The 13,687-nt window shown below is 57.6% G+C and carries 12 protein-coding genes; 10 read left to right on the plus strand and 2 right to left on the minus strand.

Annotation, left to right across the window (positions count from 1 at the left end; genetic code table 11):
- Positions 1 to 10: 10 nt before the first annotated feature.
- Positions 11 to 1,507 carry an exopolyphosphatase gene (gene ppx, locus EDY99_RS21995; protein ID WP_047573155.1) on the minus strand — a complete coding sequence of 499 codons (1,497 nt, stop codon included), beginning with the start codon at positions 1,505 to 1,507 and terminating at the stop codon, positions 11 to 13.
- 5 nt (positions 1,508 to 1,512) lie between these two features.
- Complete coding sequence (gene rhlB / locus EDY99_RS22000; RefSeq protein ID WP_033645045.1) at positions 1,513 to 2,799, minus strand: ATP-dependent RNA helicase RhlB; 1,287 nt, start codon at positions 2,797 to 2,799, stop codon at positions 1,513 to 1,515.
- A gap of 131 nt (positions 2,800 to 2,930) precedes the next feature.
- Here rhlB and trxA point away from each other — a divergent pair, with 131 nt between their 5' ends.
- From trxA to rffA, 10 genes are all read left to right on the plus strand, one after another.
- A complete protein-coding gene (gene trxA, locus EDY99_RS22005; RefSeq protein WP_004934187.1) occupies positions 2,931 to 3,257 on the plus strand; it encodes a thioredoxin TrxA in 327 nt (108 codons plus the stop codon).
- A 400-nt stretch (positions 3,258 to 3,657) separates the two neighbouring features.
- On the plus strand, positions 3,658 to 4,917 hold the full coding sequence (gene rho, locus EDY99_RS22010; protein WP_004934188.1) for a transcription termination factor Rho: 1,260 nt from the start codon (positions 3,658 to 3,660) through the stop codon (positions 4,915 to 4,917).
- Between the two features lie 296 nt (positions 4,918 to 5,213).
- A complete protein-coding gene (gene wecA / locus EDY99_RS22015) occupies positions 5,214 to 6,311 on the plus strand; it encodes a UDP-N-acetylglucosamine--undecaprenyl-phosphate N-acetylglucosaminephosphotransferase (RefSeq protein ID WP_025160399.1) in 1,098 nt (365 codons plus the stop codon).
- 27 nt (positions 6,312 to 6,338) lie between these two features.
- Positions 6,339 to 7,391, plus strand: coding sequence for an ECA polysaccharide chain length modulation protein (gene wzzE / locus EDY99_RS22020; protein ID WP_103101692.1), 1,053 nt, complete (start codon positions 6,339 to 6,341; stop codon positions 7,389 to 7,391).
- Between the two features lie 84 nt (positions 7,392 to 7,475).
- Complete coding sequence (gene wecB / locus EDY99_RS22025; protein ID WP_033645042.1) at positions 7,476 to 8,606, plus strand: non-hydrolyzing UDP-N-acetylglucosamine 2-epimerase; 1,131 nt, start codon at positions 7,476 to 7,478, stop codon at positions 8,604 to 8,606.
- Entirely contained in the window at positions 8,603 to 9,865 is a 1,263-nt protein-coding gene (gene wecC, locus EDY99_RS22030) for a UDP-N-acetyl-D-mannosamine dehydrogenase (RefSeq protein ID WP_033645041.1), read from the plus strand. The genes wecB and wecC overlap by 4 nt, the downstream gene beginning before the upstream one ends.
- Positions 9,862 to 10,929, plus strand: coding sequence for a dTDP-glucose 4,6-dehydratase (gene rffG, locus EDY99_RS22035; RefSeq protein WP_033645040.1), 1,068 nt, complete (start codon positions 9,862 to 9,864; stop codon positions 10,927 to 10,929). Before wecC ends, rffG begins: the two co-directional genes overlap by 4 nt.
- A 49-nt stretch (positions 10,930 to 10,978) precedes the next feature.
- A complete protein-coding gene (gene rfbA / locus EDY99_RS22040; protein WP_033645039.1) occupies positions 10,979 to 11,860 on the plus strand; it encodes a glucose-1-phosphate thymidylyltransferase RfbA in 882 nt (293 codons plus the stop codon).
- On the plus strand, positions 11,838 to 12,569 hold the full coding sequence (gene rffC, locus EDY99_RS22045) for a dTDP-4-amino-4,6-dideoxy-D-galactose acyltransferase (RefSeq protein WP_069100561.1): 732 nt from the start codon (positions 11,838 to 11,840) through the stop codon (positions 12,567 to 12,569). The genes rfbA and rffC overlap by 23 nt, the downstream gene beginning before the upstream one ends.
- Positions 12,556 to 13,686, plus strand: coding sequence for a dTDP-4-amino-4,6-dideoxygalactose transaminase (rffA, locus tag EDY99_RS22050; protein WP_033631478.1), 1,131 nt, complete (start codon positions 12,556 to 12,558; stop codon positions 13,684 to 13,686). The genes rffC and rffA overlap by 14 nt, the downstream gene beginning before the upstream one ends.
- Position 13,687: the final 1 nt, after the last annotated feature.

Consider the following 13,687-nt stretch of genomic DNA (forward strand, 5'->3'; position numbering starts at 1 on the left):
CCTTGCTATTTCAACGTTGTTCTTCCAATCGCAGCGTCCAGTGGACGTAGCTCTGCCAGTGGCTTTCCTGCTCCAGCGCCTCGGCGCGTAGTGGATGCTGCTCCAGCCAACCCGGCGGCAAGATCACCGTCAGTTCATCGTCCTGATTGGCGCGTAAACGCACCGCCGGCAGCGTGTCGTCGCGGCGGCGGCTGGCGAAGATGATCGCCAGGCGCAAAATGCGGCACAGACGCTGCGCGGTGCGCGGCGGCAGGGCGTTTTGCTGGTTCAACAGCGACAGGTCGAGGGTGTTGCTCTGGTTTTGCAGCAGGGTGGCCAGCAGTTTTTTCTGCGCGGGGGTAAAGCCGGGTAAGTCCAGGTGGCGGATCAGGTAGGCGGCGTGTTGCGGCGCCTGCTTGAAATCGACGCTGAGGCCGAGTTCGTGGATCAGGCTGGCGCTGTGCAACAGCTCGCGACATCGCGCATCCAACTGCCACTCGTTGGCGACCTGCTGCGAGAAGTTGGCGGCGAGCTGGCTGACGCGCTCGGCCTGCTCGGTGTCGATCAGGTAGCGACGCTGCAGGTTGCGGATGGTGCGGATGCGAATATCCTGCTCCACCGGCAGATGCAGCATGCCGTAAACCAGGCCTTCACGCAGCGCCCCGCCGGCCAGCATCATGCTTTCGATGCCCAGCTCCTGGAAGATGGCCAGCAGAATGGACAGGCCGCTCGGGAAGACCAGCGCGCGTTCCAGCGTCAACCCTTCGATCTCCAGCTCTTCCAGCTTGCCGCACTGAATGGCCCGCTGTTTCAATTGGCGCAGCTTGGGCAGGGTGATGCGTTCATCCATGCCTTGCGCCACCATGATTTCCTGCAGCGCTTGTACGGTGCCGGAAGCGCCGACGCAGATTTGCCAACCGTGCTGGCGCAGCTGCGGCGCGATCGGCCGCACCATTTCGCGCGCGGCCTGTTCGGCGCGCTCGAAGTTTTCTTTCCCGAGGTTGCGATCGCTGAAGTAGCGCTCCAGCCAGGTGACGCAGCCCATCGACAGGCTGTACAGCTGCGATGCCTGTGCGCCGGTGCCGGTGACCAGTTCGGTGCTGCCGCCGCCGATATCGACGACCAGCCGCCGATCCGGCCCGCCGGTGGTGTGCGCGACGCCATGATAAATCAGCCGCGCTTCTTCTTCGCCGCTGATGACCTGCACCGGGCAGCCGAGGATTTGCTCGGCGACCTGCAGGAACTCATCGGCGTTGGACGCCAGGCGCAAGGTGGCGGTGGCGACGACGCGGATCTGCTCGCGCGGGATGTCCTGCAGGCGTTCGGAGAACAGCCGCAGGCACTGCCAGCCGCGTTGCATGGCCTCATGCGACAGGTGATTGTGCTGATCCAGCCCGGCCGCCAGGCGCACCTTGCGCTTTATCCGCGCCAGAGTCTGAATGCTGCCGGCCACCTCGCGCACCACCAACATATGGAAGCTGTTGGAGCCGAGATCGATGGCAGCATAAAGCGTGCTGGAGCTGAGCATGGCGATCAGCTCGAGCGTTTACGGTTGCTGCGCGGCGCGCCGCCGCGACGTGGCGCGGAGTTGCGACGTGGGCCGTTGCCGCCGCGCGGACGCGACAGGCGCTTCGGTGCCGGCAGATCGGTCAGCAGCGCATCGCTGTTGTACTTGCTCACCGGAATGCTGTGATCGATATAGGTCTCGATCGCCGGCAGGTTGAGCGCGTACTCTTCACAAGCCAGGCTGATGGAGTGGCCGCTGGCGCCTGCTCGGCCGGTACGACCGATGCGGTGCACGTAGTCTTCGCAGTCGTCAGGCAGATCGTAGTTGAAGACGTGCGTGACGGCGGGAATGTGCAGACCGCGCGCGGCGACGTCGGTGGCGACCAGGATATCCAGATTGCCCTTGGTGAAGTCGTCGAGGATGCGCAGGCGTTTTTTCTGCGCCACGTCGCCGGTCAGCAGGCCGACGCGGTGACCGTCGGCGGCCAGGTGGCCCCAGATGTCTTCGCAGCGGTGCTTGGTGTTGGCGAAGATGATGGCGCGATCCGGCCACTCTTCTTCGATCAGCGTCTGCAGCAGACGCATTTTTTCTTCGTTGGACGGGTAGAACAGCTCTTCTTTAATGCGGTGGCCGGTTTTCTGTTCCGGTTCCACTTCAACATATTCGGCGTTGTTCATCTGCTCGAAGGCCAGTTCGCGTACGCGATAGGACAGCGTGGCGGAGAACAGCATGTTCAGGCGTTGATCGGCCGCAGGCATGCGGCGGAACAGCCAGCGGATGTCTTTGATAAAGCCGAGATCGTACATGCGATCGGCCTCATCCAGCACGACGACCTGCATCGCGCCGAGATCGACATAGTTCTGCTTGGTGTAATCGATTAAACGGCCGGTGGTGCCAATCAGAATGTCCACGCCGCTTTCCAGCACTTTCAGCTGTTTGTCGTAGCCGTCGCCGCCGTAGGCCAGGCCCAGCTTCAGGCCGGTGCTCTGGGAGAGGGCTTCCGCATCGGAGTGGATTTGCACCGCCAGTTCACGCGTAGGCGCCATGATCAAGGCGCGCGGCTGATTGGTCTGGCGATCCTGTTTCGCCGGGTGGGTCAGCAAATAGTGAAAAGTAGACGCCAAAAACGCCAGCGTCTTTCCGGTACCGGTTTGCGCCTGACCTGCAACGTCACGCCCGGAGAGCGTGAGCGGCAATGCTAACGCCTGGATGGGCGTGCAATTGTGAAACCCTTTTTTCTCAAGGGCTTCAAGGACTAACGGGTGCAGGGCGAAGTCGGAAAACTTCTGTTCGGTCAAGTGTGTTTTGCTCATAGTGTGGTAGAATATCAGCTAACTATTGCTTTACGAAAGCACATCCGTTGAAATAAACGCGGTGCAATAAAATCACCTTGAGTTGGTTAATGCTACACCAACAAGGTAGACATAATCCTGTGGAGTAGAACATGAGCGATAAAATTATTCACCTGACTGACAGCAGCTTCGAAGCTGACGTGCTGAAAGCGGAAGGGCCGATCCTGGTCGATTTCTGGGCTGAATGGTGTGGGCCGTGCAAGATGATTGCTCCGATTCTGGATGAGATTGCCGAAGAGTTCGAAGGCAAACTGACCATCACCAAGCTGAATATCGATCAGAACCCGGCTACCGCGCCTAAGTACGGTATCCGTGGCATCCCTACGCTGTTGCTGTTCAAGAACGGTGAAGTGGCCGCGACCAAGGTTGGCGCGTTGTCCAAAGGTCAGCTCAAAGATTTCCTGAACGCGAATCTGTAATCGGGCGGGAAGCCCAGTATCAGGCGCCTGGCGGTGATGTTCAATTCACCGCTAGACGCCTGCCAAGAAGCGTGTTAAGTTTAACCACACTGCATATAGAACTTGCCCGAAGTTTTAAATCTAAAGAGTTTGAATCTAAAGCTATACTCTGTGTCGAACCACCGGCGTTGAAAGTAAACTGAACTCAACCCGTGTTTTGGCAATCAAACGGTTTTGCAAAAATCATTTTTAAGGTACCTTCGATCTTCAACCGTCAATGCGTGCGCCCGATGTAAGCCATTTCTTACCGCGACGGCTCTGCGCCCGGTGATCGAACGTCCAGTAAACAGGCACGCATCTCGCTGCCATACCATTCACGATACAAGTTCGAGACATACCCCGAGTTTAAGAACCCACCACTATGAATCTTACCGAATTAAAGAATACGCCGGTTTCTGAGCTGATTACTCTCGGCGAAAATATGGGGCTGGAAAACCTTGCCCGCATGCGCAAGCAGGACATCATCTTCTCCATTCTGAAGCAACATGCGAAAAGCGGAGAAGATATCTTCGGCGACGGCGTGCTCGAGATATTGCAGGATGGATTCGGTTTCCTCCGCTCTGGAGACAGTTCCTACCTCGCCGGTCCCGACGACATCTACGTATCCCCTAGCCAAATCCGCCGCTTCAACCTCCGCACAGGTGACACCATTTCCGGTAAGATTCGTCCGCCAAAAGAAGGCGAGCGCTATTTTGCCCTGCTGAAAGTCAACGAAGTCAACTACGACAAGCCGGAAAACGCCCGCAGCAAGATCCTGTTCGAGAACTTGACGCCGCTGCACGCCAATTCCCGTCTGCGGATGGAACGCGGCAACGGCTCGACCGAAGACTTGACGGCGCGCGTACTGGATCTGGCGGCGCCAATTGGCCGCGGCCAGCGTGGCCTGATCGTGGCACCGCCGAAAGCCGGTAAAACCATGCTGCTGCAGAACATCGCGCAGAGCATCGCCTACAATCACCCAGACTGTGTGCTGATGGTGCTGCTGATCGACGAACGTCCGGAAGAAGTGACCGAGATGCAGCGCCTGGTGAAAGGCGAAGTGATCGCATCGACCTTCGACGAGCCGGCTTCGCGTCACGTACAAGTGGCCGAAATGGTGATCGAGAAGGCCAAGCGCCTGGTTGAGCACAAGAAAGACGTGATCATTCTGCTCGACTCCATCACCCGTCTGGCGCGCGCCTACAACACCGTGGTGCCGGCCTCGGGCAAGGTGCTGACCGGTGGTGTGGACGCCAACGCCCTGCATCGTCCGAAGCGCTTCTTCGGTGCGGCGCGTAACGTGGAAGAGGGCGGCAGCCTGACCATTATCGCGACCGCGCTGGTTGATACTGGTTCGAAGATGGACGAAGTGATCTACGAAGAATTTAAAGGTACCGGCAACATGGAATTGCACTTGGCGCGTAAAATCGCCGAGAAACGCGTATTCCCGGCTATCGATTACAACCGCTCCGGTACCCGTAAAGAAGAGCTGCTCACCACCTCTGAAGAGCTGCAAAAAATGTGGATCCTGCGCAAAATCATTCATCCGATGGGTGAAATCGACGCGATGGAGTTCCTCATTAATAAGTTGGCGATGACTAAAACCAACGATGAATTCTTCGATATGATGAAACGCTCATAATTCGTTAAAAAATTCGCTGAACGCCACGCCTAGTCGTGGCGTTTTTCGCTTTTGGCGGATACGATAAGTAGCAGTAATGGAAAAGTAAGTTGTTTCCTCGACTTATTGAGAATTCATCTTGTTTGTCGGTCGGTTTCGCGCCGGTCGGCTTTGCTGCTGTCATTTTGTCAGTCGATGCGAAGAAAATAGGCATGAATCACCGTTGTCATAGGAAATGACCGAAAGGTAGCGGGGGCCGATGGCACAAGCCTTAGCCCGTGGTAAGCTGCCTTATCTTCTACAGAGATCTGTTAACTGTGAACTTACTCACTATGAGTACTGAAATTCTATTTGTTTTCCTGTTTTCTTTGGCTTTTCTCTTTGTTGCCCGCAAGGCGGCAAAACGTATTGGTCTGGTAGATAAACCCAATTATCGCAAACGCCATCAGGGGCTGATTCCTCTGGTCGGCGGTATTTCCGTTTATGCCGGGTTGTGCTTCGCGTTTTGGATCTCTGAACAACCCATCGCACACGCCAAGCTTTATCTCACCTGCGCCGGTATTCTGGTGTTTGTGGGGGCGCTCGACGATCGTTTCGATATCAGCGTTAAAATTCGCGCCCTGGTGCAGGCGCTGGTCGGCATCGCCATGATGGTGTTCGCCGGTCTGTATCTGCGCAGCTTCGGCCATGTGCTGGGTGACTGGGAGATGCTGCTGGGACCGTTCGGCTATCTGGTGACGCTGTTCGCGGTATGGGCGGCGATCAACGCTTTCAATATGGTCGACGGCATCGATGGTCTGCTGGGCGGTTTGTCGTGCGTCTCCTTCGGGGCGCTGGGCCTGCTGCTGTACCTGAGCGGCCATCATGAGCTGGCGTTCTGGTGCTTTGCGATGATCGCCACTATCGTTCCCTATATTTTGCTCAATCTCGGCATCCTCGGCCGCCGTTATAAGGTGTTTATGGGGGATGCCGGCAGCACCCTGATCGGCTTTACCGCCATTTGGCTGCTGCTGCAAAGTTCACAGGGAAAGGCGCACTCGATCAACCCGGTGACCGCGCTGTGGATCATCGCTATTCCGCTGATGGACATGATAGCAATCATGTATCGTCGTTTACGCAAGGGGATGAGCCCCTTCTCTCCCGATCGTCAACATATTCACCACCTGATCATGCGCGCCGGCTTTACGCCGCGGCAGGCTTTCGTGCTGATCACCCTGGCGGCCGCGTTGCTGGCTGCGGTGGGCGTGATCGGCGAACGCCTGACTTTTATCCCTGAGTGGGTTATGTTGGCATTATTCTTGCTTGCCTTCTTCCTGTACGGTTACTGCATCAAGCGCGCCTGGCGGGTTGCGCGGTACATTAAGCGTATCAAGCGCCGGCTGCGGCGTTCGGGCGATAACAAGCAAGTACCTTAACCAGAGACCAGAGGCTTTTTGGCTGTGATGAATCCAGAAACAACGTCTGACAAGCATACCCCGGCGGTGGATAACGAACTCGATATCCGCGGCCTGTGCTGCACCCTGTGGCGCGGCAAACCGTGGATTATCGGCATTGCGGTGCTGTTCGCGGCGGTCGCGCTGATCGTTTCTTACCTGGTTAAGCAAGAGTGGAGCGCCACCGCGATCACCGACAGGCCGACGGTGAATGCGCTGGGCGGTTATTACTCCCAGCAGCAGTTCCTGCGCAATCTGGATGTGCGCACGCTGCCGGCGGCGGCCGGCGATCAGCCGAGCATCGCGGATGAAGCGTACAATGAATTCATCATGCAGCTGGCGGCTTACGACACGCGTCGCGATTTCTGGCTGCAGAGCGATTACTACAAACAGCGTCAGGAAGGGGATGCCCGTGCCGATGCGGCATTGCTCGACGAGCTGATCAATAACATCCTGTTTACGCCGCGCGACGACAAAAAAGTCCCGAACGACGGCGTGAAGCTGACGGCGGAAACCGCCGCGGACGCCAACCGCCTGCTGCGACAATACGTGGCCTTCGCCAGCCACCGCGCAGCCCTGCACCTGAACGAAGAGATCCAGGGCGCGTGGGCCGCTCGCACCACCTCGATGAAGGCACAGGTCAAGCGTCAGGAAGCGGTCGCGGAGTCGGTTTACAAGCGCGAGCTGAACACCACGCAACAGGCGTTGAAAATTGCCGAGAGCCAGGGGATCAGCCGTACGCAAACCGACACTCCGGCCGAACAGTTGCCGGATTCGGATCTGTTCTTGCTGGGCCGGCCAATGCTGCAGGCGCGTCTGGAAGGCCTGCAGGCCTCCGGCCCGACCTACGATCTGGATTACGATCAGAACCGCGCAATGCTGGCGACGCTGAACATTGGCCCGACGTTGGATGAGAAGTTCCAGACCTATCGCTATTTGCGCACGCCGGAAGAGCCGGTAAAACGCGACAGCCCACGCCGGGTCTTCTGGCTGATTTTGTGGGGCGCGATGGGCGCGTTGGTTGGCGCCGGTGTGGCCTTGGCGCGTCGGCAGCCGAAGTAACCATAGATTTAACTTACCGATGGGCGCTTAGTGCGCTCGGTTCGCAGGTACGCCTGCGCTTAACTGACCAAAAAGAGATTCTCTGTGAAAGTGTTGACTGTTTTCGGCACCAGACCTGAAGCCATTAAAATGGCGCCGCTGGTACATGCTTTGGCTCAGGATGAGGCCTTTGACGCAAAGGTCTGTGTAACGGCGCAGCATCGTGAGATGTTGGATCAAGTATTGCGGTTGTTTGAGATTACGCCGGATTACGACCTGAACATCATGAAACCTGGCCAGGGGCTAACGGAAATCACCTGTCGCATCCTGGAAGGGCTGAAAGGGGTGTTGGAAGAGTTCAAACCTGATGTGGTGCTGGTGCACGGCGATACCACCACCACGCTGGCGACCAGCCTGGCGGCGTTCTATCAGCGAATTCCTGTCGGGCATGTGGAAGCCGGATTGCGTACTGGCGATCTGTACTCCCCTTGGCCTGAAGAAGCCAACCGAACTCTGACGGGGCATTTGGCGAAATTCCATTTTGCGCCGACCGAAAATTCACGTCAAAACCTGCTGCGCGAAACACTGCCGGATAATCAGATTTTCGTGACCGGCAATACGGTAATCGACGCGCTGTTTTGGGTGCGCGATCGGGTGATGAGCGATGCCGCTCTGCAGGCTAGCCTGGCGCAGCGTTACCCGTTCCTCGACGCCGACAAAAAACTGATTCTGGTCACCGGCCATCGCCGGGAAAGTTTCGGCGGCGGTTTTGAGCGGATCTGCAGCGCGTTGGCTCAAATAGCCCGCAACCACCCGGAGGCGCAGGTAGTATATCCGGTGCACCTGAACCCGAATGTCAGCGAGCCGGTCAACCGTATTCTGAAAGGTATCGATAACATCATGTTGATCGAACCGCAGGATTATCTGCCGTTTATTTATCTGATGACCAAAGCGCACCTGATCCTGACCGATTCCGGCGGCATTCAGGAAGAGGCGCCCTCGTTAGGCAAGCCGGTGCTGGTGATGCGCGATACCACCGAGCGCCCGGAGGCGGTGGATGCGGGAACGGTGCGTCTGGTTGGGACCGATGTGACCAAAATCGTTGATACGGTAACTCGGTTGTTGACGGACGAAAGCGAATATCAAGCGATGAGCCGGGCGCATAACCCATACGGTGACGGACATGCCTGCCAGCGTATCCTCGAAGCCTTAAAGAATCATCAGGTGACACTATGAGCTTTGACACTATTTCTGTCATTGGTCTGGGTTATATCGGCTTGCCAACGGCGGCGGCGTTTGCCTCACGCAAGAAAAAAGTGGTGGGCGTTGATGTAAACCAACATGCGGTAGATACCATTAACCGTGGCGCGATCCACATCGTCGAACCGGATCTGGATAAAGTGGTCAAGGACGCCGTTGAGGGCGGTTATCTGCGGGCGGTGACCAAACCGCAGCCGGCCGATGCGTTTCTGATCGCGGTGCCCACGCCGTTCAAGGGCGATCATGAACCCGACCTGAGCTATGTCGAGACAGCGGCGAAGTCGCTGGCGCCGGTGCTGAAAAAAGGCGATCTGGTGATCCTTGAGTCCACTTCGCCGGTGGGCGCCACTGAGCAGGTGGCGGAATGGTTGGCTGAAACGCGCAGCGATCTCAGCTTCCCGCAGCAAGCGGGCGAAGCGGCGGACGTGAATATTGCCTACTGCCCGGAACGCGTGTTGCCGGGGCAGGTGATGGTGGAGCTGATTAAAAACGACCGTGTGATCGGCGGTATGACGCCGAAGTGCTCGGCGCGCGCCAGTGCGCTATACAAGATTTTTCTCGAGGGTGAATGCGTACTGACTAATGCGCGAACCGCCGAGATGTGCAAGCTGACGGAAAACAGCTTCCGTGATGTGAACATTGCCTTCGCCAACGAGCTGTCGTTGATTTGCGCCGAGCAGGGGATCAACGTCTGGGAACTGATTCGTTTGGCGAACCGTCATCCGCGAGTGAATATTCTGCAGCCTGGCCCGGGCGTCGGCGGCCACTGCATCGCCGTCGATCCGTGGTTTATCGTGGCGCAAAATCCGCAGCAGGCGCGTCTGATCCACACCGCGCGCCTGGTAAACGACGGTAAACCGCTGTGGGTAGTCGACCGGGTGAAAGCGGCGGTGGCCGATTGCCTGGCCGCGACTAACAAGCGCGCGTCCGAGGTGAAAATCGCCTGCTTCGGCCTGGCGTTCAAACCCAATATCGACGATCTGCGTGAAAGCCCGGCGGTGGAAGTTGCCCATTTGATTGCTGATTGGCATTCGGGGGAAACGCTAGTCGTGGAACCTAACGTCGAACACCTGCCGGCATCGTTGGTGGGTCATGTGGCGTTGAAAACGATCGCTGAGGCGTTGCAGCAGGCCGATGTGATCGTGATGTTGGTCGATCATCAGCAGTTCAAGGCCATCCGGCCGGAAGAGATCAAGCAAAGCTGGGTGGTGGATACCAAAGGAGTTTGGCGTTGAAGCGTATCTTAGTCACCGGTGGCGCCGGATTTATTGGTTCTGCGGTCGTGCGACATATCATCGAGGCCACCGGCGACAGCGTAGTGGTGGTGGATAAGCTGACCTATGCCGGTAACCTGGAGTCGCTGGCGGTAGTGGCCGACAGCGATCGTTATGCCTTCGAGCAGATCGACATCTGCGATCGCGTCGGGTTGGATCGGGTGTTTGCCCGCTATCAGCCGGATGTGGTGATGCACCTGGCGGCGGAAAGTCACGTCGATCGCTCTATCGACGGCCCGGCGGCGTTTATCGAGACCAACGTGGTCGGCACTTACACCCTGCTGGAAGCGGCGCGCCACTATTGGCAGCCGTTGGCGGCGGAGAAGAAGCAGGCTTTCCGCTTCCATCATATCTCCACCGACGAAGTGTACGGCGATCTGCATGGCACTGACGATCTGTTCACCGAAACCACGCCCTATGCGCCGAGCAGCCCGTATTCCGCTTCCAAGGCGTCGAGCGATCATCTGGTGCGCGCCTGGCTGCGCACCTATGGTTTGCCGACCCTCGTCACCAACTGTTCGAACAACTACGGCCCTTATCACTTCCCGGAGAAGCTGATCCCGCTGGTTATCCTGAATGCCGTCGCTGGTAAACCGCTGCCGGTATATGGCAACGGCGCGCAGGTGCGCGACTGGCTGTATGTCGAGGATCACGCGCGCGCGCTCTATCAGGTGGTGACCGAAGGCGTGGTGGGCGAAACTTACAATATCGGCGGCCATAACGAGCGCAAGAATATCGAAGTGGTGCAGACCATCTGTGACCTGCTGGAAGAACTGGCGCCGAACAAACCGCAGGGCGTGGCGCACTACCGCGATCTGATCACTTACGTCAAGGATCGTCCGGGCCACGATATGCGTTACGCCATCGACGCTGGCAAGATCGACCGTGAGTTGGGGTGGCGGCCGCAGGAAACGTTCGAAAGCGGCATTCGCAAAACCGTGGTTTGGTACCTGAATAACGAAGTCTGGTGGCGCCGGGTGCAAGACGGTTCTTATGCCGGCGAGCGTTTGGGGCTGTCCGATTGAATGTAGCGCAGTGCTGTCCTTATAAGGCGCTGCGGATTTGGGAGCTAGTATGAAAGGTATTATTCTGGCCGGCGGTTCCGGCACGCGTTTGCATCCGATCACGCGTGGCGTGTCCAAACAGCTGTTGCCGATCTATGACAAACCGATGATTTATTATCCGATGTCGGTGCTGATGTTGGCGGGGATTCGCGACATTTTAATCATCTCGACCCCAGCGGATTTGCCGTCCTTCGAACGTTTGCTGGGTAATGGCGAACAGTTTGGCGTCAATCTCAGCTACGCCGCGCAACCTAAGCCGGAAGGCCTGGCTCAGGCGTTCCTGATCGGCGAGGAGTTCATCAACGGCGATTCTTGCTGCCTGGTGTTGGGAGATAACATCTTCTTCGGCCAGTCTTTCAGTCCGAAATTAAAAACCGTCGCGGCTCGTACCGAGGGCGCCACCGTGTTCGGTTATCAGGTCATGGATTCTGAGCGCTTTGGCGTTGTGGAGTTTGACGACAATTTCCGCGCGCTGTCGATCGAAGAAAAACCGAAAAAACCGAAATCCGATTGGGCGGTAACCGGCTTGTATTTCTACGATAGCCAGGTGGTGGAGTTTGCCAAGCAGGTGAAGCCTTCCGAGCGCGGCGAGCTGGAAATTACCAGCATCAACCAGATGTATCTGGAGCGCGGTGATCTGACTGTCGAGCTGCTGGGGCGCGGTTTTGCCTGGTTGGACACCGGGACTCACGACAGCCTGCTGGAAGCCAGTAGCTTCGTGCAGACGGTCGAGAAACGTCAGGGATTTAAAATCGCCTGTCTGGAAGAGATCGCCTGGCGCAACGGTTGGCTGGATGATGAGGGCGTCAAACGTGCCGCCCACTCCTTGTCCAAAACCGGCTATGGCAAGTATTTGCTGGATTTGCTGCATGTGCGTCCACGCCATTATTGAGCCTTTGTCATGGGAAAGTGAGTTTTTCGCGCTGGACAGCGCGAAACTCATCTTCTCCTCCTCAGCTCCGGTTCTGGCTGAGGCCGACTTGGCGGCTTATGCCCTGGTGCAGGCCAAAATCTCCGCGCAGCAACTGGCCTTGGCGGATGACTTGGCCGATTTCGGCTTCCGCCTGGTTGAGGGCGAGGTCGATCTGGTTTTGGCGCTTGATAACAGGTCGATACTTGAATTTGGTGACCGCGTACAGGCGATACGCTTTGCGACCGAGGCCGATATCCCCGCATTGCGTAGCGCGGCGGCTCAGGCGTTCGCCGCCAGCCGCTTTCGTGCGCCCTGGTATCAACCTGATGACAGCGGCCGGTTTTATGCTTTGTGGATCGAAAAGGCCGTTTTGGGCACCTTCGATCATCAGTGCCTGTTGGCGCTGGACGAACAGGGGCACCCAGAAGGATTCGTCAGCCTGCGCAATTTGGGCGAACGGGAAACACGCATCGGCCTGTTGGCAGCTTTCCCCGGCGCATCCGGCCGGGGGATTGGTTCCAGGCTGATGGCGGCGGCGATCGCCGAATCCCGGCGTCAGGGGATGCAGCACCTGCGGGTCGCGACCCAGATAGGCAATATCGCCGCATTACGACTCTATCAACGACAGGGTGCCGTGATTGAAAGCACCGCGTACTGGTTATACAGAGGTAGACATGATTCCATTTAACGCACCACCGGTTGTTGGCACTGAACTGGAATATATGCAGGCTGCCATGGGCAGCGGCAAGTTGTGCGGCGACGGCGGTTTTACCCGTCGCTGCCAGCAGTGGATGGAACAGCATTTCGGCAGCGCGAAAGTGCTGTTGACGCCTTCCTGCACCGCGTCGTTGGAAATGGCCGCCATCCTGCTGGATATTCAGCCGGGCGACGAAGTGATCATGCCGAGCTTTACCTTCGTTTCAACCGCCAACGCCTTTGTGCTGCGCGGCGCCAAAGTGGTGTTCGTCGATCTGCGTCCGGACACCATGAACATCGACGAAACCAAAATCGAAGCGGCGATTACCGATAAAACCCGCGCGATCGTGCCGGTACACTACGCCGGCGTCGCCTGCGAGATGGATACCATCATGGCGCTGGCGAAGAAATATAACCTGTTCGTGGTGGAAGACGCCGCGCAGGGCGTGATGTCGACCTATAAAGGCAAGGCATTGGGCACCATCGGCCATATCGGCTGCTTCAGCTTCCATGAAACCAAAAACTATACCGCCGGCGGCGAAGGCGGTGCGACGCTGGTGAACGATCCGGCCCTGATCGATCGGGCGGAAGTCATCCGTGAGAAAGGCACCAACCGCAGCCAGTTCTTCCGTGGCCAGGTCGACAAATATACCTGGCGCGACATCGGCTCCAGCTACTTGATGTCTGACCTGCAGGCCGCCTACCTGTGGGGTCAGCTGGAAGTGGCGGAGCGCATCAACCAGCGCCGCCTGTCGCTGTGGCAGAAGTACTACGACAGTTTCCTGCCGTTGGTTCGGTCAGGCCGTATCGAGTTGCCGAGCATTCCGGCGGACTGCGTGCATAACGCGCACATGTTCTATATCAAGCTGCGCGATATCGAAGAGCGCACGGCTTTTATCGACTACCTGAAGGAAGCCGAAATCATGGCCGTGTTCCACTATATCCCGCTGCATGACTGCCCGGCCGGCGAACAGTTTGGCCGCTTTGCCGGCGAAGACCGTTACACCACGCAGGAAAGTGCGCGTCTGGTGCGCTTGCCGCTGTTCTACAATATGTCCGATGTCAATCAGCGTACGGTAATCAATACCATTCTGAGCTTCTTCGCCTGAT

The organism is Serratia sp. LS-1, from assembly GCF_003719595.1.
GTDB classification, from domain to species: domain Bacteria; phylum Pseudomonadota; class Gammaproteobacteria; order Enterobacterales; family Enterobacteriaceae; genus Serratia; species Serratia ureilytica.